The 24,915-nt window shown below is 73.2% G+C and carries 21 protein-coding genes and 1 pseudogene; 6 read left to right on the forward strand and 16 right to left on the reverse strand.

Annotation, left to right across the window (positions count from 1 at the left end):
• The 4 genes from DN069_RS27250 to DN069_RS27265 all read right to left on the reverse strand — a co-directional run.
• Window positions 1–401 (reverse strand): TlpA family protein disulfide reductase (locus DN069_RS27250; RefSeq protein ID WP_111505312.1); only part of this gene is annotated, 401 nt, incomplete at its 3' end.
• Complete coding sequence (locus tag DN069_RS27255) at window positions 398–853, reverse strand: DUF4395 domain-containing protein (RefSeq protein WP_111505314.1); 456 nt, start codon at window positions 851–853, stop codon at window positions 398–400. The genes DN069_RS27250 and DN069_RS27255, both read right to left, overlap by 4 nt.
• 198 nt (window positions 854–1,051) lie before the next feature.
• Entirely contained in the window at window positions 1,052–1,858 is an 807-nt protein-coding gene (locus DN069_RS27260) for an alpha/beta fold hydrolase (RefSeq protein ID WP_111505316.1), read from the reverse strand.
• A 19-nt stretch (window positions 1,859–1,877) separates the two neighbouring features.
• Window positions 1,878–3,317 carry a DUF7405 family protein gene (locus DN069_RS27265; protein WP_207892274.1) on the reverse strand — a complete coding sequence of 480 codons (1,440 nt, stop codon included), beginning with the start codon at window positions 3,315–3,317 and terminating at the stop codon, window positions 1,878–1,880.
• Between the two features lie 371 nt (window positions 3,318–3,688).
• On the opposite strand from DN069_RS27265, the gene DN069_RS27270 reads away from it, so the two are divergent.
• The 4 genes from DN069_RS27270 to DN069_RS27285 are packed head-to-tail and all read left to right on the forward strand — an operon-like array spanning window position 3,689 to window position 9,527.
• Window positions 3,689–5,527 carry an ABC transporter substrate-binding protein gene (locus DN069_RS27270; protein ID WP_111505318.1) on the forward strand — a complete coding sequence of 613 codons (1,839 nt, stop codon included), beginning with the start codon at window positions 3,689–3,691 and terminating at the stop codon, window positions 5,525–5,527.
• A 10-nt stretch (window positions 5,528–5,537) separates the two neighbouring features.
• Window positions 5,538–6,491, forward strand: a complete 954-nt coding sequence (locus DN069_RS27275; RefSeq protein ID WP_111505320.1) for an ABC transporter permease — start codon at window positions 5,538–5,540, stop codon at window positions 6,489–6,491.
• A complete protein-coding gene (locus DN069_RS27280) occupies window positions 6,478–7,407 on the forward strand; it encodes an ABC transporter permease (protein ID WP_111505322.1) in 930 nt (309 codons plus the stop codon). The genes DN069_RS27275 and DN069_RS27280 overlap by 14 nt, the downstream gene beginning before the upstream one ends.
• Before the next feature lie 23 nt (window positions 7,408–7,430).
• Window positions 7,431–9,527 (forward strand): dipeptide ABC transporter ATP-binding protein, encoded by a 2,097-nt coding sequence (locus DN069_RS27285; RefSeq protein ID WP_111505324.1) that lies wholly within the window; start codon window positions 7,431–7,433, stop codon window positions 9,525–9,527.
• A 22-nt stretch (window positions 9,528–9,549) separates the two neighbouring features.
• On the opposite strand, the gene DN069_RS27290 is transcribed toward DN069_RS27285, so the two are convergent.
• The 5 genes and pseudogenes from DN069_RS27290 to DN069_RS27310 form a co-directional block, all read right to left on the reverse strand.
• Entirely contained in the window at window positions 9,550–10,746 is a 1,197-nt protein-coding gene (locus DN069_RS27290; protein WP_111505326.1) for an NAD(P)/FAD-dependent oxidoreductase, read from the reverse strand.
• A gap of 93 nt (window positions 10,747–10,839) precedes the next feature.
• A pseudogene (gene sigJ / locus DN069_RS27295) lies at window positions 10,840–11,782 on the reverse strand (RNA polymerase sigma factor SigJ).
• A 55-nt stretch (window positions 11,783–11,837) separates the two neighbouring features.
• On the reverse strand, window positions 11,838–12,962 hold the full coding sequence (locus DN069_RS27300; RefSeq protein ID WP_243639790.1) for a glycoside hydrolase family 3 N-terminal domain-containing protein: 1,125 nt from the start codon (window positions 12,960–12,962) through the stop codon (window positions 11,838–11,840).
• Between the two features lie 176 nt (window positions 12,963–13,138).
• Entirely contained in the window at window positions 13,139–14,452 is a 1,314-nt protein-coding gene (locus tag DN069_RS27305) for a nucleotidyl transferase AbiEii/AbiGii toxin family protein (RefSeq protein ID WP_111505330.1), read from the reverse strand.
• Window positions 14,449–15,135: a hypothetical protein gene (locus DN069_RS27310; protein WP_165845653.1), complete on the reverse strand. Its 687-nt coding sequence runs from the start codon at window positions 15,133–15,135 to the stop codon at window positions 14,449–14,451. Before DN069_RS27310 ends, DN069_RS27305 begins: the two co-directional genes overlap by 4 nt.
• Window positions 15,136–15,269: 134 nt before the next feature.
• Between DN069_RS27310 and DN069_RS27315 the strand changes: the two genes are divergently transcribed.
• Complete coding sequence (locus DN069_RS27315) at window positions 15,270–15,965, forward strand: HAD family hydrolase (protein WP_111505332.1); 696 nt, start codon at window positions 15,270–15,272, stop codon at window positions 15,963–15,965.
• A gap of 19 nt (window positions 15,966–15,984) precedes the next feature.
• Here the strand turns inward: DN069_RS27315 and DN069_RS27320 are convergent, their stop codons facing one another.
• From DN069_RS27320 to DN069_RS27350, 7 genes are all read right to left on the reverse strand, one after another.
• Entirely contained in the window at window positions 15,985–17,652 is a 1,668-nt protein-coding gene (locus tag DN069_RS27320; protein WP_111505334.1) for a beta-1,3-glucanase family protein, read from the reverse strand.
• 161 nt (window positions 17,653–17,813) lie between these two features.
• A complete protein-coding gene (locus tag DN069_RS27325) occupies window positions 17,814–18,830 on the reverse strand; it encodes a Gfo/Idh/MocA family protein (RefSeq protein ID WP_243639793.1) in 1,017 nt (338 codons plus the stop codon).
• 77 nt (window positions 18,831–18,907) lie between these two features.
• Window positions 18,908–19,957, reverse strand: a complete 1,050-nt coding sequence (locus DN069_RS27330; protein ID WP_111505338.1) for a PP2C family protein-serine/threonine phosphatase — start codon at window positions 19,955–19,957, stop codon at window positions 18,908–18,910.
• 117 nt (window positions 19,958–20,074) lie between these two features.
• Window positions 20,075–21,100 carry a glutamine synthetase gene (gene glnII, locus DN069_RS27335; protein ID WP_111505340.1) on the reverse strand — a complete coding sequence of 342 codons (1,026 nt, stop codon included), beginning with the start codon at window positions 21,098–21,100 and terminating at the stop codon, window positions 20,075–20,077.
• 177 nt (window positions 21,101–21,277) lie between these two features.
• Window positions 21,278–22,498, reverse strand: coding sequence for a beta-ketoacyl-[acyl-carrier-protein] synthase family protein (locus tag DN069_RS27340; RefSeq protein ID WP_111505350.1), 1,221 nt, complete (start codon window positions 22,496–22,498; stop codon window positions 21,278–21,280).
• 164 nt (window positions 22,499–22,662) lie between these two features.
• On the reverse strand, window positions 22,663–22,911 hold the full coding sequence (locus DN069_RS27345) for a hypothetical protein (RefSeq protein WP_111505342.1): 249 nt from the start codon (window positions 22,909–22,911) through the stop codon (window positions 22,663–22,665).
• A gap of 133 nt (window positions 22,912–23,044) precedes the next feature.
• Window positions 23,045–23,677, reverse strand: a complete 633-nt coding sequence (locus DN069_RS27350; RefSeq protein WP_243639794.1) for a YigZ family protein — start codon at window positions 23,675–23,677, stop codon at window positions 23,045–23,047.
• A 145-nt stretch (window positions 23,678–23,822) separates the two neighbouring features.
• On the opposite strand from DN069_RS27350, the gene DN069_RS27355 reads away from it, so the two are divergent.
• The coding region (locus tag DN069_RS27355; protein WP_207892275.1) for a DUF5685 family protein at window positions 23,823–24,915 on the forward strand (1,093 nt) is incomplete at its 3' end.

Below are 24,915 nucleotides of genomic sequence, written 5' to 3' on the forward strand. Positions count from 1 at the left end.
GCCGAAACGACCTCGGCGCGGGTCGGGGGGCCGGAGGCGCGGCGGACGACGTGGCCGGTGTGGTCGAGGACGAGGACGGTGGGGGTGCGCATCACCTCGGCGCGGCGGACCAGGTCGAGGCGCTCCTCGGCGTCGATCTCGACGTGGCGCACGCCGGGCGTGCCGGCGGCGACGTCGGAGAGGAGCCGGCGGGTGCCGGGGCAGGTGGCGCAGAGGGACGTGGAGAACTGGACGAGCGTGGCGCGGTCGCCGAGCGACTCGCCCAGCTCGCCGGAGGAGAGCCGCAGGCCCGCGTCCCGGCGTCCGGTGCGCAGCTTGCCGTCGCGACGGGCCCGGACCAGCCCGAACGCGCTCGCGGCGACGAGCACGACGGCGACGACGACCAGTCCGGTGCCCGTCATCGCGAGGCCTGCCCGAGACGCGCCCGGCCGCGGACGAGGAAGAGGTACATCTCGCAGCCGAGGCAGTAGCCGAACGCGGCGTTCAGGAAGGCGGCCGCCAGCGCCAGCGCGCCCGCGGCGACGCCGAGCCAGGTCGCGCCGGAGAGGTAGCCGACCGCGCCGACGGCGGCGAAGACGAAGCCGACGGCCTGGGCGAAGCGCGGTGGGCGCTCGTCCTCCAGCTCCTGCGGCGGTCCGAGCCGGGGCCGGACCAGGCGGCGGTAGAGCCAGCCGTAGGGCGAGAAGCGCAGCCCGAGGGCCGCGCCGAGGGCGAAGACCACGGCCTGCGCCGCGAGCAGCCAGCCGCTGCCGGTGACGAGGGCCACGACGAGGACGAGCGTGGTGAGGACGGCGGCGAAACGCGGCCCGCGCGGATCGACGCGGACCTGCGCCCCGGGGGTGCGGTCGGACATGGGAGAACTCCGGTCAGGGGACGGACGGGGCCTGGGCTACGGGCGCGCGGTCAGCGACACGCGGCGGACCACACCCGACCGAAGTCGATGTGGGCCCTGATCACCAGGGGCGTCGTCATGCGGAGCATCTCTCCATTCCAGCAGCCGCCCCGACCGGGGTCAATCACGGCCCACCTGCCGGACGGACGGCGGCGGCCCTCAGCCCAGGAAGTCGACGAAGGCCTGCGCCAGCTCCGGAGCGACCGCGGCGGTCCCGTGGTCGCCGGGCACCTCCGCCAGGCGCGCCGTCGGCAGCAGCGCGGTCAGCTCCCGCGCCGATTCCGTCCGCTCGTCGTCACGCCCGACCACGACGAGCATCGGTGTCGTCAGGCGGGCGACGAGCTCCTGCGGGGTGGTCGCGATCGAGTCCAGCACTCGCAGCAGTGCGACGGGGTCGGCGCCTCGGGAGCGGAGGTACTCCTCCGCGCGCGCCTCCCGGGTGCCCGGCGCGAAGGTGCCCGCACCCTCGAAGATCCGGCGCATCCGGTCGCCGGCGCCGCCGCCGGTGCCCAGCAGCTCGCGCAGCCCTTGGCCGCCGACCACGATCCGGCGCGGCGTCGCCCCGCGCACGAGCATCCGCACCGCGATCCGCGCGCCGAGCGAGTAGCCGCCGAGGTCGTAGTCGTCCAGCTTCAGGTGCTCGACGAGCGCCAGCGCGTCGTCGGTGAGGACGTCCGAGGGGTAGGCGTCCGCCTCGTGCGGCTTGGCGCTGCTGCCGTGCCCGCGGAAGTCCGGCATGATCACCCGGTGTCCGCCCCGCGCCAGCGCCGGAGCGAGCCCGGCGCGCCCGCCCTCCTGGAACCACGACTCGGCGTCGGCGATGTACCCGTGGAGCAGCACCACCGGCCGCCCCTCGCCCAGCTCGCGCCAGGCCAGCCGCCGGCCGTCGGGCGCGTCGAAGAACTGGGCGGCGGGGAAGGGGGCCTCGGGGTACGGAACGTCGCTTGTCGGGGTGTCAGCGGTCATGCGCCGCACGCTACAGCGTTCAGGCCCGCTCGATCAGCGGGAACGCCCGGTGCCTGCGCGGTGGCACGAGGAAGTTCTGCCGCCTGGTCGCGGTGAGGAACCGCTCGAGCCCGTTGTCGCTCGCCGGGACGTTGTTGGCGCGGGCCAGGTCGAGCGAGGCCTGGCTCCGGCGCATGGTGGTGAAGAAGTCCGCGCTCGGCACGAACACGGTGAACTGCAGCTTGGGTTGCACGCTGCCGTCCGGCACGTCCATCGCGTCGAAGCCGGGGCCGTCCATGCGCAGGTGCAGCGGGCGGCCGGCGCGGTCGCGCGAGGAACGCTGCAGGGTGGAGATGTGCCCGAGCCGGTGCTCGCCCTCGGGCGTGCCCAGGCCGCGCGCGCCGCGCTGCGCGTCGTCGGTGCCCTGGAAGGTGTTGGGCAGGAACGCGGGGCCGCCGCCGTCCTTGTACTGGTCGCTGTAGCCGGTGGCGGGGGGCGGGGTGGAGCGGAACATGTACTGCACGCGCTCGGCGTACTCCGCGTCGTCGCCGGGCCTGCCCTGGTCGTCGACGTCGTAGAACTGCTGCAGGTCCATGATGACGTGGGACAGGTGCTGGATCGCGCCGTTGTCGAAGTAGTCCCCGGCCGCGGCCGTCGCGGGCTCGGCGCCGCCGAAGGTGACCCGCCGGGCCGGGGCACTGGCGGCGACCTGCTGGTCGGCGAAGCCCATCCACATCGGCGAGTCCGGGTTCACCATGAACGCGTAGCGGAGCCCGTTGGCGTCCGCGACCTTCCGCGGCAGGCCGCGCTGCTGGAACATGGCCCGGCTGGAGGTGAACTCCAGCAGCCCGGCGAGCGCGGGCGAGGGCTCCGGCTTGCCGGCCAGTCGCCCGCTGCCGCCGAGCCAGCCGAGCACGTCGTGGATGTTGCCCGCCTGGTCGCTGCGGAAGGTGAAGAGCAGGTCGTTGTCCTCGATCGCCACCGGCACGTCGAACCGCTGCTTCGTCACGCCCGGGTTGCCGGGCGCGACGTCGGTCGGCCCGGGGACGGCCTCCTCCAGGACGTAGCGGCTGCGGTCCTGTGCGAGCCGGGGCAGGTGGGCGGCGACGAGCGGTCCGTCCAGGCCGCCCGGCAGCCGCCGGAAGTAGGGCAGCCCGTAGGCGAGGAAGATGAACACCCCGGCGGGGCTGAAGGCGTAGCGGTGCTCGACGGTGCCGAGCGCGTCGCGCAGCAGCCGCTGGTCGGCGAGGGTGGGTGTGCGCAGCAGCCGCGCGGTCGCGAACACCGTGTGCACGGGGCCGAACTGGACCTCGACGCCCTCCACGGTCCGGGCCGGCGGCACGAAAGCGGCGATATCGAACTGCACGTCCCCGGGCTTGGCCCCGTGCGCGCCCCCGGCCGCCCGGACGGGCACGCTCGCCTGGCGCTGCAGGCCCTCCAGGGCGACCATCGCGGCGGCCAGCCCGCCCCCGTACAGCACCTGACGCCTACTCAGACCGTTGCCCCCCGCTGCGGTGGCCTGTTCGCCCGACCGATCCCCCACGACGCCCCCAGGAGTTCCACGGCTGAAACTGCGTCAGCAACGTAACGGCGCGGCTACGGCGCAGCAAGACCGCACTCCCATCCGAAACGCGGCCTCCGGATATCAGTAAGTCACCTGCTTCACTCCCGTCACTTGTTTCGCGCGTGTGGCGAGTTCACGAAAGTCACGTCACGGGTCTGGCGAAGATCGGCGGTGTGCGTGAACCATGCATCCGGAGGGTACATCCACGCCCAGTGGTGGCATGGGCATGCCCAACATCCGATTTGGTGCGGATACCGACGAATGCGAACCCGGGGAGTCGAGGACAGATGCGTGTGGGGCAGGGACTGAGAGTCGCGGCTGCGGCCGCGGCGCTGGCGGTGGCCGTCGCCGGTTGCTCCAGCGGCGGCAGCGGCAGCGGGGCGATCGGCAACGGCGAGAGCGCCGCCGCCAAGAAGCTGCCGGTCAAGCAGGGAGGCACCGCCACCGTCGCGGAGGTGGGCGCCCAGCCCGACTTCATCTTCCCGCTGGCCCCGGCGACCAACCAGAACGGCTACAACGTCAACCTCACCCAGCCCCTGTGGCCCTACCTGGTCTACGCGGGCGACGGCGGCCAGTCGGTGGTGAACAAGGACCGCAGCCTCTTCAGCAACCTGGCCTGGTCCAACGGCGACAAACGCCTGACGATCACCCTCAAGAGCTGGAACTGGTCCGACGGCACACCGATCACCAGCCGGGACTTCACCTTCGTCTACAACCTGCTGAAGACGAACGCCTCGAACTGGAACGCCCACCTCGTCGGGCTCTTCCCCGAGGACGTCGCCCAGGTCTCCACGCCGGACACCCACACCGTGGTGCTCGACCTCACCCAGGCGTACAACCCGGACTTCTACACCGACGACGTGCTCAGCACCATCCCGCTGCTGCCGCAGCACGCCTGGGACAAGACCTCCGCCACCGGCGCGGTCGGCGACTACGACACCACCGCCTCGGGCTCCAAGGCGGTGTACGCGTTCCTGCAGCAGGAGGGCGCCAAGACCACCGAGTTCGCCACCAACCCGCTCTGGCAGGTGGTCGACGGGCCGTGGAAGCTCTCGGAGTTCCGCAGCAACGGGTACTACAGCTACCTGCGCAACGCCGCGTACTCGGGCACCAAGCCGGCCCTGGACAAGGTCATCCAGTCGCCCTTCACCACGGACACCCCCGAGATCAACGCGCTGCGCTCGGGCAGCTCCCTCGACGTCGCGTCGCTGCCGCTGAACGACATCAAGCAGGCGCAGGCCCTGGAGTCCAGCGGCTACTCGATCGCGAGCGTGCCCATCCCGGGCGTCGCCGAGATCCAGCCCAACCTGTACAACGCCCAGGTGGGCGCGCTGCTGCGGCAGTTGTACGTGCGGCAGGCGATGGAGTACCTGATCGACCGCAACCAGATCGTCGCCAAGGTCTACAACGGCTACGCCGACCCGGGCAACGGGCCGGTGCCGGTCAAGGCCTCCGCGGCGTGGGCCTCGCCGCTGGAGAAGTCGGGCGGGCCCTACCCGTACGACCCGGGCAAGGCGACGGCGCTGCTGCAGGCACACGGCTGGAAGGTCGTGCCGAACGGCGCGACCACCTGCGCGAACCCCGGCACCGGGCCCACGCAGTGCGGCGACGGCATCACCGCCGGCCAGGCGCTGACCTTCACCCTGGCCTACTCCTCCGGCCGGACCACGACGGACGTGCAGAACGCCGCCATCAAGTCCTCCGAGGCGCAGGCGGGCATCACCGTCAACCTCAAGTCGGAGCCGTTCAACACGCTGATCAGTGAGGTCGGCACCTGCACCGCCTCGTCCCACCCGGCCTCCGGCTGCGGCTGGCAGCTGGCCGAGTTCGGCTACGAGCCGTACTCGCTCTACCCCAACGGCACCGGATACTTCGACACCGGCGGCAACGGCAACTCCGGCGGCTACTCGGACCCGAAGATGGACCAGCTGATCAAGGCCACCGAGTACGGCTCCTCGGCGCAGGCGTTCACCGAGTACGAGGACTACGCGGCCCAGCAACTCCCGTGGCTGTGGCTCCCGTTGCGCGAGGGCATCCTGGTCTACCGGACCAAGCTGCAGGGCGTCGTCCCGCTCAACCCGTTCTCCGCCGGCAACGACTTCGAGGACTGGGGCTACACCTCGTGAGCGGCGAGCGATGACCGCCTTCCTGATCCGCCGGATCGGCCAGGCGATCGTGGTGGTGCTCGGCGTCATGGTGCTGACGTTCGTGATGATCCACCTGGTGCCCGGCAGCGCGGCCCGCGCGACGCTGGGCACCAGGGCCACCGCCGAGCGCATCGCGATCTTCAACGCGGCCAACGGCCTGGACCGGCCGTTGGCGGCGCAGTTCTGGACCTACGTGCAGCAGGCGGCCCAGGGCAACTTCGGCATCTCGTACTCGCAGCAGCAGCCGGTGTCGACGCTGATCGTGCAGCGGCTGCCACGGGACGGGCTGCTGCTGGGCCTGTCCACGCTGCTGGCGCTCGCGGTGGCGGTCCCGATGGGGATCTTCCAGGCGGTGCGCCGGGGCAGGGTCGCGGACCACGTCTTCACCGTCGTGTCCTTCGTGCTGTACTCGATGCCGGACTTCTTCTTCGCCCTGGTCCTGGTGGCGATCTTCTCGGTGCAGCTGCACCTGCTGCCCTCGCAGGCGCCGCAGGCGGAGACCGTCGGCGGGATCCTCGCCGACCCGCGGGCCCTGGTCCTGCCGGTGGTCACCCTCACGCTCGGCAGCCTGGCCGGCTTGAGCCGGTACATGCGCTCCTCCGCGTTGACCACCCTGGCCCAGGACTATGTCCGCGTCGCCCGCGCCAAGGGCCTGCCCGAGCGGCTGGTGCTGAGCCGGCACGTGCTGCGGAACTCGCTGCTGCCCGTGATCACCGTGCTCGGCCTGTCCGCTCCGTCCATCGTGGCCGGTGCGGTCATCGCCGAGTCCGTCTTCAACTACCCCGGCATGGGCCTGCTCTTCTTCCAGGCCGCGACCAGCAAGGACTACCCGATCATGCTCGGGTCGACCCTCGTGGTCGGGGTGGCCACCGTGCTCGGCAGCCTGTTCGCGGACATCGCCTACAGCCTCCTCGACCCCAGGATCCGCCATGTCGACGCTTGACCCCGTGGGCGACGCCGCGCTCGTGCCCGCCGCCGGACCCGTGCGCGGCCCCGACGCCCCGGCCGCCCCGCGCGGATCCGGACGGCTGACGGTCGAGGCGTTCCTCCGCAACCGGCGGGCGCTGGTCGGGCTCGGGCTGGTCGTGGTGGTCGCGCTGTTCTGTTTTCTCGGCCCGCTGCTGTACCGGACGGACCAGATCACGGTGCGGCTGGACCTCGCCGACCTCTCCCCCTCCGGGGAGAACCCGCTGGGCACCGACGCGTCCGGGTACGACGTGCTGGGGCGGCTGATGACGGGTGGTCAGTCCTCACTGGAGCTCGGCTTCGCGGTCGCGCTGACCACGACGGTCTTCGGCACGCTGTACGGCGCCGCGGCCGGCTTCGTGGGCGGCGTCGTCGACGCGGTGATGATGCGCGTCATCGACACCTTCCTCGCCGTGCCCAGCATCGTCCTGCTGCTGATGATGGTCAGCATGTTCACCCCCACGCTGTGGGGCATCGTGCTGCTGCTCTCCGCGCTGTCCTGGCTCAGTTCCGCGCGCCTGGTCCGCGGCGAGGTGCTGACCCTGCGCACCCGGGAGTTCGTCCAGGCGGCGCGGATGATGGGCGGCACCGGACGACGCATCGTGCTGCGCCACCTGGTGCCCAACGCCGCCGGGGTGATCATCGTCAGCGGCACCTTCACGATCGCCGACTCGATCCTGACGCTGTCGGCGCTCAGCTTCCTCGGGCTGGGACTGCCGCCCCCGCACGCCGACTGGGGCAGCATGCTTTCCGCGGGCCTCAACTCCCTCTACGACGGCTACTGGTGGCAGGTGTACCCGGCCGCCGCGATCCTGATCGTCACCGTGGTGGCGTTCAACCTGATCGGCGACGCGGTCCACGACGCCCTGGACTCGCGGTCGCCGAACCCGTGAACCAACGACCGAGGACACCCCGCATGCCACCGCTTCTCGAGGTCAGGAACCTCTCCACCCACATCCGGACCCGCCGCGGCGTCGTGCGGGCCGTGGACGACGTGTCCTTCACCCTGGAGGCGGGCGAGACCCTGGGCCTGGTCGGCGAGTCCGGCTGCGGCAAGTCGATGACCGGACTCTCCGTCATGGGCCTGCTGCCGCCGGGCGGTTCGGTGCTGGCCGGCTCCTCGGTCAAGCTGGACGGCCGGGAGCTGGTCGGGCTGCCGGAGCGCGAGCTGCGCCGGATCCGCGGCAACGACATCGCGATGGTCTTCCAGGACCCGATGACCTCGCTGGACCCGACCAAGACCATCGGCCACCAGGTCGCCGAGTCCGTGCTGCTGCACCGCGGTTGCACCCGCGCCGAGGCGGCGGACCGGGCCACCGAGGTGCTCGGCCTGGTCGGCCTGCCGCACCCGCGCGAGCGCCTCGACGACTACCCGCACCAGCTCTCCGGCGGTCTGCGCCAGCGCGTGCTGATCGCCATGGCGCTCGCGAACGAACCCCGGGTGCTGATCGCCGACGAGCCGACCACGGCCCTGGACGTCACCATCCAGGCGCAGATCCTCGCCCTGCTGGCGGACCTGCGCAGCCGCCTCGACATGGCCGTCGTCCTGATCACCCACGACATGGGCGTCACCGCCGGCCACACCGACCGCGTCAACGTCATGTACGCGGGCCGCATCGCCGAGAGCACCGGCACGGACCGGCTCTTCCGTGGCATGCGCCACCCGTACACGCAGAGCCTGCTGGCCTCGGTGCCGCGGCTCGACCAGGATCCGGAGCGGCAGCTGCCGACCATCCCGGGCATGCCGCCGGACCTGACCGCCCCGCCGGCCGGTTGCCGTTTCGCCGACCGGTGCGCGTACGCCACCGACCGGTGCCGCGAGGAGGAGCCGGAGCTCACCGGCCCGGAGGGTCCGCAGGGCCACCGCTTCGCCTGCTGGCACCCGACCGACGGCCCGCTCCCGGCGGACGCCACCGTGGTCACCCCGCGTCCCGCCGCCGCGCCGCCGGCGGTGGCCGAGCGGCCCCTGCTCGAAGCCCGCGACCTGGTCCGGGAGTTCCCCGTCCGCGGGGGCGGCCTGGTGGGGCTGGGCGGACGGACCGGACGCGGCGGGCGGCGCGTCGTCCACGCGCTCTCGGGCGTCTCGCTCTCCCTCGCACCCGGCGAGACCTTCGGGCTGGTCGGTGAGTCGGGCTGCGGCAAGACGACCCTCGGCCGCGTGCTGGTCGGCCTGGACCGGCCCGACAGCGGCAGCGTCACCCTCGACGGCGCCGAGCTCGGCCGGCTGCGCGGGCGCGACCTGCGCCGGCACCGGCGCGACCTGCAGATGATGTTCCAGGACCCGTTCTCCTCGCTCGACCCCCGGATGCGGGTCGGCAGCATCCTGCGCGAGCCGCTGCAGATCCAGGGCATCGGCACGGCCACCGAGCAGAAGGCCCGCGTCGCCGAGCTGCTCGCCGAGGTCGGCCTGCCCGCGCGCAGCGCCGAGCTGTTCCCGCACGAGTTCTCCGGCGGCCAGCGCCAGCGCATCGGCCTGGCCCGCGCGCTCGCGCTCACGCCCAAGCTGATCGTCGCCGACGAGCCGGTCTCGGCGCTGGACGTCTCGGTCCGCGCGCAGGTGCTCAACCTGATGAACCGTCTGCAGGCGGCCCACGACCTGTCGTACGTCGTCATCTCGCACGACCTGGCGGTGGTGCGCTACCTCGCCGACCGGATCGGCGTGATGTACCTGGGTCGCATGGTCGAGGTGGGCACCGCTGACGACATCCATCTGCGCGCCGCCCACCCCTACACCGCCGGCCTGCTCGAGGCCGTCCCGGTGCCGGACCCGGAGCTGGAGCGGGCCAAGCGCGGGTCCGGCATCACGGGTGAACTGCCGAGCCCCGTCGACCCGCCCTCGGGCTGCCGCTTCCGCACCCGCTGCCCGCTGGCGCAGGAGCGTTGCGCCGAGGAGACGCCCGCCCTGCGCGCGTTCGGCCCGCACCACACGGCGGCCTGCCACTTCCCGCTGCAGACGCCCCTCACCGAACCGGCCCCCGCGGCCGCCGCTGCCGCGGACGGCACCGGAGCCTAAAGCCTGTCTTGGTGGCGGCCCCTCAGGCCGTCGCCTCGGCGCGGGTGGCCGCCGGGGTCTGCCCGCGCACGACGCGGCGGCGCCGGGCCGGCATGCCGAGCGTCGGGTGGGCGACGCCCCAGGCCGCCGCCTTGCAGACCAGCTCCTTGTAGACGGCGGCGATCCGGCCGGTCAGGGCCGCCGGGACGGCCCGGTCGTCCGCGGTGACGTACTGGATCACGCCCTCCCTGCGGCCCAGCGAGACGCACTGGTTGAAGTAGCGGATCGGCACCTTGGGCAGCTTGCCGCCGGTCAGGCGCGCCGCGATCGCGTCGGCCGCCTGCCACGCGGTGGGTACGCCCGAGGCGCACGACATCCGCAGCGGCTTGTCTCCAGGCCCGTCGGCCAGGGCCGCGTCGCCGACGGCGTACACGTCCGGGTGGGAGACCGAGCGCATCGTCGCGTCGACGATGATCTGCCCGGTCCCGCCGACCTCCAGGGCGGTGGCGGCGGCGATCGGGTGGACCGCGAAGCCCGTGGTCCACACGGTGACGGCGGCCGCGAGGGTGCGGCCGTCCGCGGTGGTGACGCCGTCCGCCGTGACGCCGGTGACGGCGGTGTCCTCGTGCACGGTCACGCCGAGCCGATCGACGACCTTCCGCAGGTGTGCCCGGCCCTTGGGTCCGAGCCAGTCCCCCAGGCCGCCGCGGGCGGCGAGCGCGACGTCGAGGTCCGGGCGGGCCTCGGCGATCTCGGTCGCGGCCTCCAGACCGGTGAGGCCGCCGCCGACGACCAGCACGGCCGCTCCGGCGTCCAGCCGGGCCAGGCGCTCACGCAGCCGCAGCGCCCCGGCGCGGCTCGCGACCTCGTGGGCGTGCTCGGCGACGCCGGGGACGTCCCGGGTGTTCCAGCCGCTGCCGAGGGCGTAGACGAGGGTGTCGTAGGCGAGCTCCTCGGTGCCGTTCGCGCCGACGACGGCGACGGCCTTGCGCTCCACGTCGACGCCGACGACCTCACCGAGGGCGAGTGCGACGCCGGTGCCCGCGAACATCTCGCTGAAGGGCCGCGGGTTCAGGTCCTGACCGACCGCCAGCTGGTGCATCCGGACGCGCTCGACGAAGTCCGGTTCGGCGTTGACGAGGGTGATGGAGACGTCCTCGCGGTGCAGCCGCTTGGCGAGGCGCCCGGCGGCGCTGGCTCCGGCGTATCCGGCTCCGAGGACGATCACGCGGTGCTGCATGTCCCTGCTCCTGTCTCTCACGGTGTCGCCCTTTGAACCGGGCAGCCCGCCGTTTCCTGACAGGGGTGCGATGTGAACCAGGTCACAGTCGGATCAGAACGCGCTGAGCAGGGGCTCTCCGTGGTCGGAGGCCGCCCATTGCGCCGTCGCGCGCTCCAGCTTGTCGGGGTTGACCTGGTTGCGGCAGACCGCGACGCCCTCCGCGGTCACCTCCAGGCACATGACGCCGACCACCCGGCCCGCCACGACCGCGACGGCCGCGGGGCCGCCGTTGGCGACCGTGGCGTAGAGCTCGGCCGTGCCGCCGACCAGGGCCCGCTTGGCGGGCCCGGTCGTGAACAGACCGCGCATGAACTTCGCCACCGCGACGGCGCCCTCGACCGCCCTGGCCCGGGCGGGGATCTTGCCGCCGCCGTCGCCGATCGCCGGCGTCCTCGGTGAGCAGCCGCAGCAACGGCTCGGTCCGGCCGCTGGTGGCCGCCGCGAGGAATTCCTCGACGACCCGCCGGGCGGCGGCCTCCTCGATCTCGGCGCGGACCCTGCCCTCCGCGATGTGCTTCTTGGCGCGGTGGTAGAGCTGCTGGCTGGCGCTCTCGGACAGGTCGAGGATCTCGGCGATCTCCCGGTGCGGGTAGTCGAACGCCTCCCGCAGCACGTAGACCGCCCGCTCGCCCGGGGAGAGCCGCTCCATCAGCGTGAGGACCGCGTAGGAGACGGACTCGCGCTGCTCGACGGTGTCGGTCGGGCCCAGCATCGGGTCCCCGTCGAGCAGCGGCTCCGGGAGCCACTGGCCCACGTAGGTCTCGCGGCGTGCGCGGGCCGAACCGAGCTGGTTCAGGCACAGGTTGGTGACGACCTTGGTCAACCACGCCTCGGGGACCTCGATCCGCCGGACGTCGGCCGCCTGCCAGCGCAGGAACGTCTCCTGCGCCGCGTCCTCGGCCTCGCTCGCGGACCCGAGGAGGCGGTAGGCGACGGCCTCCAGGCGGGGCCTGAAGGCCTCGAACCGCTCCACGTCGACCATGTCCAGAGGCATGGCCCCGATCGTAGACGAGTCGCTCCGTGCGCGGTCGGCGCACCGCCCGGTCGGTTCAGGCCAGGGTGCGGCGCAGGGCCGTGATCCGGCCGAGCGCGGCGCCGAAGTCGCCGGTGTCCAGCCGGCGGTCCCGCAGCGCCGTCGCCAGCCCCTCGGCGACGGCCTGTCCCGCGGCCACGCTGCGCGACGCCTCGATGACCAGGTCCATCCCCGCGGCGGCGGCCGCTACGGCGTTGTGCGCCGCCGTGCCGAGCTTGGACAGTGCGCCGGCGTTGATGGCGTCGGTGACGGTGACACCGCGGAAGCCGAGCCGGCCCCGCAGCTCGCCCTTGACGATGCGTTCGGAGAGCCCGGCGGGGTGGTGCGGATCCAGGTGGGGGTAGGTCGCCCAGGAGACCATGACCAGCCGCACCCCGGCGCCGACCGCCGCCGGATACGGCGACTCGTCGACGCTGTGCAGCTGGGACGCGGAGACGCTCAGCTCGACCGGCCGCAGGTCGGTGTTCTCGCTCTGCGTGGCCGCGCCCAGGCCCGGGAAGTGCTTGGCCGTCGCCGCCACCCCGCACGCCTGCTGCGCGGTGATGAACGCCTTGCCGCAGCGCGCCGCGACCCGCGGGTCGGAGCTGTAGGAGCGCTGGAACTCGTCGTCGAAGTCGCCCGGGGTGCGGAAGACGTCCAGCACCGGCGCCAGGTTCACGTTCACCCCGGCATGGCGCAGCAGCAGCCCGGCCTCGCGGCCCGCGCGCGCGGCGGCGGCCGACGGGTCGGCGGACGCGCCGATCTGCTTCTCCGACTGCGCCGGCCCACCCGGCAGCCGCCGCACCTCGCCGCCCTCCTGGTCGGTCATCACCAGCAGCGGGGTCCCCAGCCCGCTGCGCCGACGCGCCGCGGCCATCTCGGCGACGGCCGAGGTGACGTGCGAGAGGCTCACCACGTTGTCCCCGAAGAGGATCACGCCACCGCACAGGCCCCGGGCGATCAGGTCCAGCAGGGCGCGCGGCACGGTGGCCCCCGGATAGGAGAAGACCACGCGCTCCGCCGCCTGCTGCCACGACGTCAGGCGCGCCGCGCCCGTCCGCTCCGCCCGGGTCGGCGCCGCGGACGCGGGCCCGGCCGCCCCCAGCCCGGCCGCCGCCGCGGCCAGACCGGCCCCGGCCAGCAGCGCTCCACGACGAGTCATCGGTCCCACGGCCTCGGCCATCGTGCACCCTCCCAAAGGACAACGCGAACGAACCCAACCGACCACGAACCTTCCGCGCACCGGTGTACCAGCTCGCCCGCCCTCCTGGTAGACGGCGCGCACCACCGGGCACACGAATCCACCACCCGAGGTGTGACGTCACGTCAGCGGCCGTGTCAGAGCCGGTCGAGACGGGCCTGCGCGTAGCTCCTGGTGGCGCCCCGGTCCCAGCGCTCGGCCCACGCGGGGTGGGCGAGCAGCAGCTCGCGGGCGGTCGGCACGTCGCAGCGGTCCGGGCCGAGGAGTTCGCGGATGAAGACGACGGCCACCGCCACGGAGAGCCCCTGGTCCGCGAGACGGCCGAGGAGCGCCGGCAGGTCCGGGTCGGCGGCGAAGGCGGCGCGCTCGGCCCGCAGGCGGCGGACCAGGCAGGCGACGTACAGCGGGTGTTCGGGCTCGCCCCGGGCGGGCAGGCCGCGGAACATGGGCGCCAGGGCCCGCCGCAGACGTCCGATCACCTCGTCGAGGTCGGTCGGCAGCGCCGGGTGGTCCGCGACGAACGGCTCCCAGTCGACCTGCTCGGCGAGCTGGTCGAGGTCGCCGGGCCGCGGCGGCGTCCACACCTCGGTCAGGTCCGCGGTCGTGAAGGCGGCGCCGACGAGCTCGTACGGGATGGGGCCGTACTCGGCCAGCAGCATCGCGTCATAGAGGTCCTTGCCCTGCGGGTACGCGTCGGTGACCAGCCACTTCAGCTTCCACGCCAGCGACAGACCGGGCGACACCGCGAGCAGCCGGGCGCCCGCCGTCCCCGAGGACGCCGCGAGGGCGGCGAGGTGCGTGGCGGCCGGCGGCTCCGGCAGCTCCTCGTCGAAGACGAAGTCCAGCTGCACCACACCGCCCGGCAGCTCGCCCGCCGTCCACGGCAGCACCAGGCGCCGGCCCGGGACCCGGTCGTAGGTCCAGATCTCGTCGCTGACGGCGCCGGACGCGTCGAAGCGCACCGGGCCGCCAGCGCGGTCGGCGGTCTGCTGGGCCGCGTGGGCGATGCCGGTCAGCATGGCCGAGGTGGCCGGGTGGCCGATGTCCCACGACTGCGGAACCACCACGAAGTCCAGGTCGCCGGGCTCCCGCGCCGCCTCGCCGCACCAGGCGCGCAGCAGCACGCTGCCGCGCAGCACCAGCGAGTCGGCCCACGCGGAGGAGGCGATCGCGGCCAGCACCAGGTCCAGTGCGGCGCGGCGCGCCTGCGTCCAGGCGTGGGCCAGGCCCTCGTCCGCGAACACCGGCTCCCCGGCCCGGAAGGCGTTGCCGTAGTGCTTCAACGCCGGTTCGAACCGGCCGTACTGCCGGACCCGCGCGTCCTCGATCGGCCGCAGGGTCACCGGCAGCATGCGCTCCGCGCGCACCTGGTCCGCGAGCGGCGTGTGCGGCAGCCCGGCATCGGCCGGCCACCGGCTCCACGGGTCACGGTCCTCGACGTCCCCGGTCATGTGCGAACCCCCTCCTGCTGCCACGCGTCCCGCGACTCCTCCGGCAAGGGGTCGATCCAGCCGTCGTCGATCGACGTGTCGCTGTCGTGGACGACGAACTCACGCTCCACGCCCTGCCACCGGTGGCCGGCCCGGCGCAGCGAGGCCAGCAGCCGGCCCAGGCGCGCCCCGGCGGTCTCCCGGCCGACCCGCTCGCAGCGCTGGGTGACGAAGCGCCGCTCCAGGCCGTCGCCGCCCAGCTTCCTTGTGTTCCAGGAGACATGTGCCCGATGTGGTGTCACCAGCCGGGCCAGCTCCTCCAGATCGGTGTCAGGTGGCAGCAGCAGGCAGACGTGGTGCTCGAAGTAGAGCCCGGCGTCCGCCAGTCTGCCGGCCCGCGCGTCGTCGTCGACGGGCACGCCCGCCGCCCAGGGCGGCACCTCCAGCTTGACCCGCCGCACCGCGAAGCCGTCCGCGGTCAGGGCGTCCACGATCCTTCGGGTCTCGCCGAGTTGCTCGACGAGCCGGCCGTGGCCGCGCAGCGTCAGCATCGGCTGGGAGGGCGTCCGGCCGCGCGCGAGCACGATGTGGGTGACCTTCAGCCCGGCGCGCGCCGACCACGCGTCCAGCCGCGCCAGCCCCGCCGGGTCCTCGCAGCGCACCGTCAGATGGGCTTCGAACGGCCCCGAGAACGCGGCGTCCACCTCACTCGTCCCTCCCCCGTGGCCTGCGGTCCGCGCCACCCTACGCGGCCCCCGCCGCCCGCGGCACGCGCATTTCCCACGGGTCGGCAGCGCCGGAGTGGGCGCCCGGACCGGTCACGCGACAGGATGGGCGCATGACCAAGGGCATCCTCTTCGACTTCTCCGGCACGCTGTTCCGCATCACCGACACCCGGCCGTGGCTGGACGGCGCGCTCGCCTCGCTGGGACTGGAGCTGCCCGAGGCGGAGGCCGCCGCGCTCGCGGGGCGGCTGGCGGACGCCGGGGCGCTGCCCGGCGGTCCGAACCCGCGTGAGCTGCCGGAGGCCCTGCGGCGGCTCTGGGCCGAGCGCGACCTGGACGCCGTTCGGCATCGGGCCGCGTACACCGGCCTCGCGGCGCTCGCCGACCTGCCGGATCCGCGGCTGGCGGACGTGCTCTACGACCGCCACCGCCTCCCCGAGTCCTGGCGTCCCTACCCGGACACCGAGGCCGTCCTCACACAGCTGCGGCGACGCGGCGTCCCCGTCGCCGTGGTCAGCAACATCGGTTGGGACCTGCGTCCCGTCTTCGACCACCACGGCGTCGGGCAGCTGGTCGACGCCTACGTCCTCTCCTTCGAGCACGGCGTGCAGAAGCCCGACCCGCGGCTGTTCCGCGCCGCCTGCGACGCCCTCGGGCTCGACCCGGCGGACGTGCTGATGGTGGGCGACGACGCCGACGCGGACGGCGGTGCGACGGCGCTCGGCTGTGCGTTCCTGCACGTCGCCCACCGCCCGGTCGAGGAGCGTCCGGACTCGCTCACGAAGGTGCTGGACCGGATCCCGGACTGACCCGGCGTCATGTCCTGGTTCAGGTCGCCGAGAAGCTGAACCAGTGCACGTTGACGAAGTCGCTCGTGCTGCCGCTGCTGAAGGTGACGAAGAGGTCGTGTACGCCGGTGGCCGTGCCGCCGAGGTTCATCGGCACCGTCTCCCAGCTCTGCCAGCCACCGGTGTTGGCGATGTCGATCGCCGCGAGCAGCGGGCCGGTGGTGCTGTCGAGCCGGAACTGGACGGCGCCGCTGACCCCGGCCGCCGCGCCGGAGGCGAGCCGGGCCAGCACCTGGACCGGGGAGGCGGAGCCGAAGTCGACGCGTCCGTACTTCAGCCAGTCGCCCGAGGAGATCCAGCCGACGTCGAGGCCGCCGCCGGTGTCCGCGCAGGACTCGGTACCGGTCCCGCTCTGCGCCGAGTAACTCGCGGCCTGGATCGTGGAGTAGGCGCTCACCGTCGTGCCGCCACCGCCTCCTCCGCCGCCCGCGCCGGTGACGCCGCTGCCGAGCGAGATGGTCCACGAGGTCGGCGCGTAGTCCTGCAGGTGTCCGTCGACGGGCGCGCTGCCGGTGGGGCCGACGTCGTCGTAGGGGAAGGCGTAGCCGACGTTGGCGTACTGGTGGACCAGCCGGGCGTAGTGGTTGGTGACGGCGTTCGTGTAGTACTGGGCGGAGGTCACGCCGCCGGGCTGGTTCTCGCCGCCCGCCAGCAGCAGGGTGCTGCGGTTCAGCGCCGCCCCGAGCCTCGCCGCGACCGCGCCGCGCGCGTCGCCGCCGGAGTTGTACAGCGGCCCGCTGTTGCAGCTGAAGATGTCGCTCGCACTCGGCCGGGTGAACGCGACGCCGTCGTCGTTGAGCCCCGAGAAGGTCAGCACCCCACCGGAGACGGTGCCGCTGAAGACGCCGGACGACTGGGTGTCCACCGTCAGCGGCGTTCCGGCGAAGCGGCTCCAGACCTGGTCGAGGTAGGGGTCCCAGTAGCCGCCGAAGTCGGTGGTGGAGTGCACGGGCGACATCACCCGCAGCACCGCGCCGGAGCTGTCGGTGGCCACCAGCGTGTCCCACGGCGCTCCGTCGCTCGCGTGCTGCGCGACGAGCCCGGAGGCGATGGAGGCCAGCGCGCCTGCGGGCAGCGGGCTGACCGACTGGGTGCCCGAACTGCCGGTCGTCTGCATGGAGACGGGCGACGCCACCAGATCGACGTAGCTGATGTTGGCGTAGAGGTTGGTGCTGTTCCAGGTGAACTCGCAGAAGGTCCAGTCGGTCAGCCAGTTGGGGTCCGAGCTGGTGAAGCCGGGCTGGACGAGGCCGGGGACGGTGCCCGGGTTCACGAAGAACTGGATCTTCTGGCCGACCGAGAACCACACCCGGCCGCCGATGACGTAGTCGCTGAGCGTCACCGTGGTCGAGGTGCCGGAACCGCCCAGGGCGATGGCGTGGTCGGGGACGGGCGTGACCGGGGCTGAGGGGTTGGACAGACGCTGGAAGAAGCCGTCGGCGGCGACGAAACCGGGCCAACCGGTGCTGTCGGCACCGGAGATGTAGGCGTAGACGGGGGCGGTCGAGCCGGAGTTGTTCTGCAGCGTGACCGGCAGCGAGGCGGCGGCGGACGCGGTGGCGGCGAGGCCGGGGAGCCAGGCGGGGGCGGTGAGCGCGGCCGCGGCGGCGGTACCGCCGGCGGCGAGGAAGGCGCGTCGTGACAGCAAGGGGCACTCCAGGGGGCGGGAGGCGCGACTGGTTTAGACCGGTCGAAACTATCGTCGCGCCCGCATGTTCCCGTCAAGACTTGCGACGGTGATGCCTCCCGTGAGTTGACATGCCTTCAGAGGTTGAAAGCGGAGCCGCCGTTGCTCCCCTGGTGCTGTCTTCAGCGAAGTCCGCGCAGCGGCAGGCCGCCCACGCGGTAGATGTCGTCCAGCACACCCATGGTGACCACCGCGTCCCGCGCCGAGGTGAGCACCTCCGCTCCGTCGAGCACGGCGGCGGCGAAGGCCCCGAGCTGGGCGGTGTAGCTGCCCGGCTGCCGCGGCACCGACTCGCGGCGGACCGGACCGCCACCACTCGGGCGCACCGTGAGCGTGTGGTACACCTGCGGCGCGACGAAGTTGGTCACCCGCAGCTCGCCGGCGTCGCCGACGGCGCGCACCCGGACCGCCAGCACCCGGCGGGACCAGAGCGAGGCGCGCACCTGACCCGTCGCCCCACCGGGGAAGACGAGTTCGGCGCTCATCGCACGGTCGATCCGCGGGTCCCGACGCAGCGTCAGCAGCCGCGCCGAGGTCACCCGAGGATTCCCGCCCAGCAGTCGGGCCACGTGGACGGCGTAGCAGCCGGCATCCATCGTGGCGCCGCCCGCCAGCGCGTAGTTGTACCGGATGTCGCTGAACTTCGGCAGCGGGAAGCTCAGTTCGGCCTCGACCCGGCGCAGCGCGCCGAGCTCGCCACCGGCGACGATCTCCCGCATGCGCGCCGCCAGCGCGTGATGGCGGTAGTGGAACGCCTCCATCACGACCAGCCCGTCCCGCGCGTACGCCGCCTCCGCGGCCTCGGCCACCTGCTCGGCCTCGGCCCGGTTCGCCGTGAACGGCTTCTCGCACAGCACGTGCTTTCCGGCGTCCAGCGCCTTCAGCGTCCACTCCGCGTGCAGGCCGTTGGGCAGCGGGATGTACACGGCGTCCACGTCCGGATCGGCCAGCACCGCCTCGTACCCGTCGTGCACCACGGGTACCGCGTGCTTGCGCGCGAACGCCTCCGCCCGCGCACGCTCCCGCGCCGCGACGGCGACCACCTCCACCCGCGGTGTCACCCGCGCGGGCCCGATCAGCGCGCTGGGCGCGATGGCGGCCGCCCCGAGCAGCCCGATCCGCACACGTTGTTCCGGCACGCCCGCCACTCTGCCAGCCACACCGTTCACACGCCATGGCCCCGGATCCGCCCCTCGACCACGGCGCCGGGCCCGGCTCAGCGCATCCGCTCAAGAACGACGACCACGGCGTCGTCCTTGAGACTCTCGGCCCAGGTGGAGACGTCGTGTTCGATGAACTCCGCGACGCGGCCCGGGCTGCGGGCTTCGGCGGAGCGGCCGGTGAAGGCGGTACCGAGGCGGCCGGTGAGCGGGTAGAAGTCGTCCTGGCCGTCACGGGCCTCGGTGATGCCGTCGGAGTAGGCGACGAGCAGGTCGCCCTCGGCGAGGCGGTGGGTCACCTCGCCCTGTGGGAGCCCGCCGAGCATCGAGGCCAGGCCCAGCGGCAGCGCGAACGGCACCTCCAGCGGCCGGATGTCCTCCGGCCCGAGCAGCAGCACCGGTGGGTGACCCCGGTTGAGCACCCGGACCACCGGCTCGTCCGCCGGGAACTCCATCAGCACCGCCGTCACGAACAGCTCCTCGTCGTGGGAGTCGGCCGAGTCCAGCGCGAGGGCGGTCTCGATCCGCTCCGCGACCCCCGCCAGGGTCGCCTGGACGGCCGCGGCCTCACGGAAGGTGGCGAGCGCGGTGGCGACCGTGGCGACCGCGCCGTTGCCCTTGCCCCGCACGTCCCCGAGGATCATGCGGGTCCCCCACCTCGACTGCCGCACGCCGTACAGATCGCCGCCGACCAGCGCCTCCTCGTCCGCCGCGCGGTAGAAGCCCGCCAGGGCGACCGGCCCGACGCGGCGCGGCAGCGGCCGCAGGAGGGCCCGCTGGGCGGCCTCCGCCAGCGCCTGCACCCGTTCGAGCCGCCGGCTCGAACGGCTCGCGGCCACGGTGAAGAAGATCGCCACGCCGGCGATCAGCGCGTTCGCGGCGAAGTCCACCAGGAAGTGGGAGCTGTAGGCCCGACCCTGGTCGACCTGGAGCGCGATCATCCCCAGCGCCCCGGTGGCCGCCACCGCGACCACCCAGCGCGTCCGGTAGTACAGCGCCGCCAGCGGGGTGGCCGCGCTGAGCAGCGACAGGTACGAGTAGGCCGCGGGCGTCGTCAGCTCCAGCGTCACACTGGCCGCGATCAGAGCCCAGGGCAGCGGGGCCACCCACCTGGGTCCATGGGCGGAATCGGTCACACCCCTGGCGTACCACGTGACGACGCCGCGCGCCCTCCGGTACGGGAACCGGAGGGCGCGCGGGTTACTGCGGAGCTGCGGGGCGGATCAGACCTGGCCGGCCTTCTCCAGGGCGGAGCAGCAGGTGTTGACCAGCAGGCGGGTCACCACGTAAGGGTCGACGTTCGCGTTCGGGCGACGGTCCTCGATGTAGCCCTTCTTGTCCACCTCGACCTGCCACGGGATGCGGACCGAGGCGCCGCGGTTGGAGACGCCGTAGCTGTACTCGTTCCACGGGGCGGTCTCGTGCTTGCCGGTGAGGCGCTCCTCGACACCTGTGCCGTACTGGGTGACGTGCTCCATCACGATGTCCTGCGACGCGCCCAGCGCCTCGCACGCGGTGATGATGGCGTCGTAGCCCTCACGCATGGCCTTGGTGGAGAAGTTGGTGTGCGCGCCCGCGCCGTTCCAGTCGCCCTTGGCCGGCTTGGCGTCCAGGGAGACGACGACGCCGTAGTCCTCGGCGACGCGGTGCAGCAGCCAGCGGGCGACCCACATGTGGTCGGAGACCTCGAGCGGGCCGACCGGGCCGATCTGGAACTCCCACTGGCCCGGCATGACCTCGGCGTTGATGCCGCAGATGGCCAGACCGGCCTCGATGCAGGCGTCCATGTGCTTCTCGACGATCTCGCGACCGACGACCTTGCCGGTGCCGACGCCGCAGTAGTACGGGCCCTGCGGGGCCGGGAAGCCGCCCTCGGGGAAGCCCAGCGGGCGGCCGTCCTCGGTCAGGAAGGTGTACTCCTGCTCGATGCCGAAGATCGACTCCTGCGCCGCGAACGTCTCGGCCACCTCGGACAGCTTGGCGCGGTGGTTGGTCTCGTGCGGGGTGCCGTCGATGTTCAGGACCTCGCACAGCACCAGCACGTTGTCGCCACCGCGGATCGGGTCCGGGCAGGAGAAGACCGGCTTGAGCACGCGGTCGGAGGCGTGGCCCTCGGCCTGGTTGGTGCTGGAGCCGTCGAAGCCCCACACCGGGAGCTCCGCGCCGTCCGCGAGGATCCGGGTCTTGGAGCGGAGCTCCGCCGTCGGCTCGGTGCCGTCGATCCAGATGTACTCGGCCTTGTAGCTCACGGGCGCAGCTCCTCGGTGAATCACGGGGTGGGTGGGGGCGATGCTGTGGCGCTCGGCGTCGCTCCGCTGCACTGAGGAGTTACGGCCTGTGCTCGAGACAGGAGGTTCACAGCACGCAATTTCCCGGCTGTTGCCCGTTTGTGAACAGGAGGTTAACCGTCCTCTTAGTGGCGCAGTTCACACCCTGGTGAGCACGAGGCTCACGTTGTGACCGCCGAAGCCGTACGAGTTCGCCAGCCCCGCGCCCCACTCGCCGCGCCGTGGCGCGCCGCTGACCAGGTCGAGCTTGACCTCCGGATCCACGTGTTCCAGGTTGCGCACGGCCGGCAGCCGCCCCTCGTGCAGCGCCAGCGCGGTCACCAGCGCGCCGAGCGCGCCGGAGGCGCCGAGCAGGTGGCCGGTCATCGACTTGGTCGCGGTGACGACGGGGTGCAGCCCGATCGTCCCGGCGATCACCGCGGCCTCGACGACGTCACCGGCGGGCGTGGAGGTGGCGTGCGCGTGCACCACGCCGACGTCCAGCGGGTCCACTTCCGCGTCGGCCAGCGCCTGCCGGATCGCCCGCTCCTGCCCGTCCGCGTCGGACGCGGTGATGTGCAGCGCGCTGGAGGTGATCCCCGCCCCGGCGACGTGCGCGTACACGCGTGCCCCGCGGGCGCGCGCCAGGTCCGCGCGCTCCAGCACGACGAGGGCCGCGCCCTCCCCGAGCACGAAGCCGTCCCGGTCCGCGTCGAAGGGCCGCGAGGCTGCCTCGGGGTCGTCCTCGCTCTTGGACAGCGCGGTCATCTGCGCGAAGCCCGCCATCGGCAGCGCCGCGACGCAGGCCTCCGTACCGCCGGCGACCACCACGTCTGCGCGGCCGAGCCTGATCAGGTCCAGGCCCATCGCGATGGCCTCGGCGCCGGAGCTGCAGGCGCTCACCGGCGTCCGCGCGCCGCCGCGCGCGCCCAGGTCGATGCTGACCCAGGCCGCCGGACCGTTCGCCATCATCTGCGTGACCACGTACGGCGAGACCTTGCGGGCGCCGTGCCGCTCCAGCGCGTCGTCCTGCGCGAGCAGGGATCCGACGCCGCCGGTCCCGGTGCCGATGACGACCGCCAGCCGTTCCGGCGCGACCTCGGGCCGCGCAGCGTCCGCCCACGCCTCACGGGCCGTCACCAGCGCCAGCTGCTCGCAACGGTCGAGCTTGCGCGCCTCGACGCGCGGCAGCACCTCGGTCGGCTCGACGGCGAGCCGCGCCGCGATCCGCACCGGCAGCTCGCGCGCCCACTCGTCCTCGATCAGCGTCACACCCGACTCGCCCGCGAGCATCGCCGCCCACGTCGACGCGACGTCGCCGCCCAGCGGCGTACTGGCGCCCAACCCCGTGATCGCGACCTCGACCAGCTCTCGTGCCATGAGACTGTCCCCTGTCCCCTCGTGCTCGTTTTCGTCGAAGGCGCACGAGAAGATCATCGTTGACCGAAACCGTCCGTGCGCGGTCAAACCAACCCTGGCACGGTGATTGGTCTCGGCGGGACGCGGAATCGCAGCGAGTCGAGAGGGCGGTCTGTGTGGGGTTCCTACAACTTCGCCCAGGGGTCCTTCAGCTGCCCGCGCTCGATGGCCAGCCGCGCCGCACCGTCGTTGCGGTACTGCAGCGGGACGACCGACAGCGGCAGGTCCTCGCCCGTCAGCCGCGAGCGCGCCTTCACCGGCCGCAGCAGCGGGCGCGGTCCTGGCCCGTGCTCCATCCAGTCGGCGAGAGTGGTCCAGGTGTCCCCGAAGGGATGAGCCAGGAGCAGCAGGACGTCCTCGGGTGGCGGCAGCATCGGCGCCTCGCTCTCCGTGACTCCCCCGCCGTTGGCGGAGGTGCTGACGCAGTGAAAGGTCTTGCGCCGGATCAGCCTAGGCCTGGAGTCCCCGCCCCGGGAGTCCATCGACGGGGAATCAGGTGAAGGAATCTCAGCCGAAGGGGACGTCGATCAGCGTCGTCCCGACACGCTCGGGAAGCGCCTCACCCGCGGTCGACTCGGCCAGCCACGCCTCGAACCCCGCCACGTCCTCCGCCGGCACGCCGACCTCCACGACCACGCCGTGCGCCTCGTAGGCGACGTCCCGCACGGCGTATCCGGCCGCGCGCAGGTCGTTCTCCAGCCGACCCGCCCGGACGTGGTCCGTGTGGACGGCCAGCAGCGCGACCGGGCGGCGCTCGACCAGCCCCACCTCGTCCAGGGCCTCGGCCACCGCGCCGCCGTAGGCGCGCACCAGCCCGCCCGCGCCCAGCAGCACGCCCCCGAAGTAGCGGGTCACCACCGCGACGGTGTCGGTGAGGCCGCGGCGGCGCAGCACCTCCAGCATCGGTGCGCCCGCGGTCCCCGCCGGCTCCCCGTCGTCGTTGGAACGTTCGCGGCGCGGATCGTCGCCGACGACGAAGGCGGTGCAGTTGTGCCGCGCGTCCCAGTACTGCTTGCGGATCGCGGCGACGAACGCCTGCGCCTCCGCCTCGTCCCCGACCCGGGCGAGGTGGCAGATGAAGCGGGACTTCTTGACCTCGATCTCGTGGACGCCCGGTCCGGCCACGGTCAGGTAGGGCACGGACTCGCCTCCACGTTCGCCTGTTCTCTCCCGCCAGCCTACCTGCGCCTCCGCGACCGGCCGCGCTGCTGCACGGTCACCCGTCAACCGATACGGTGGGCGCCGTTGTTCAGGGGGATTCGGGGGAACCGGGGGAGGACCGGGCGTGTTCGGAATCATTCGCCCTTGCCGGCATCGGCTGTCCGAGCGGCTGCTGGAGAGCTGGATGGCCCATCTGTGCGGCCTCTGTCTCGCGCTCCGCGACGGGCACGGCCAACTGGCCCGCACGGCCACCAACTACGACGGGCTCATCGTCTCCGTCCTGGTCGAGGCGCAGACCGTCAGCCGACCGGAGGACCGCCGTAAGGCCGGCCCGTGTCCGCTGCGCGGCCTGCGGACCGCGCCGGTCGCGCGCGGCGAGGGCGCGCGGCTCGCCGCCGCGGTCTCACTGGCGCTCGCGTCCGCGAAGATGCGCGACCACGTGGACGACAAGGACGGCGTCTTCGCCCGGCGCCCGGTCGCCGCCGCCGCGGGCGGGGTCGCGGAGCGCTGGCGCCGCCAGAGCGAGTCGGCAGGCACGGCGCTCGGCTTCGACGCCGCGGGGCTGTTCGACAGCCTGGAGCGGCAGGTCGAGGTGGAGGCCGCCGCCGGTCTCGGCTCCTCGGTGCTGCTGGTCACCGCCCCCACCGAGGAGGCGACCGCGCTGGCGCTGGAGCACACCGCCGTACTGGCGGGCCGCCCCGGCAATCGCGCTCCACTGCGCGAGGTCGGCCGCTACTTCGGCCGCCTCGCCCATCTGCTCGACGCCGTCGAGGACCTGAGCGAGGATCAGCAGACGGGCGCCTGGAACCCGTTGGCCGCCACCGGCACCTCCCTCGCGGAGGCCGAGCGGCTCTGCCGCGACGCCGTGCACGGCATCCGCCTGGCCCTCGCGGAGGTCGAGCTGGAGGACCGAGCCCTGGTGCACCGGCTCCTCGCCCACGAGACGGACGCCGCCGTCGGCCGCGCCTTCGGCCACGCGCACGCCCACACCCACCACGCCCACGGCTCCTGGAACCAGCCACCGTCGGGCCCCAACCCGTACGGCGGCGGCCCGGGTTCGGGCGACCCCTACGGCAACCTCCCGGGCGGCGGCGGTCAGTACGGCGCAGGCTCGGTCCCACCGGGGGCCTACAGCGGCGGGCCGGTCCCGCCGGGGCAGTACGGGGGCGGGCAGTACGGGGGCGGCCAGTACGGCGGTGGCGGCGGTCAGCGCGGGG

Source organism: Streptacidiphilus pinicola (assembly GCF_003258295.1).
Classification (GTDB): Bacteria; Actinomycetota; Actinomycetes; order Streptomycetales; family Streptomycetaceae; genus Streptacidiphilus; species Streptacidiphilus pinicola.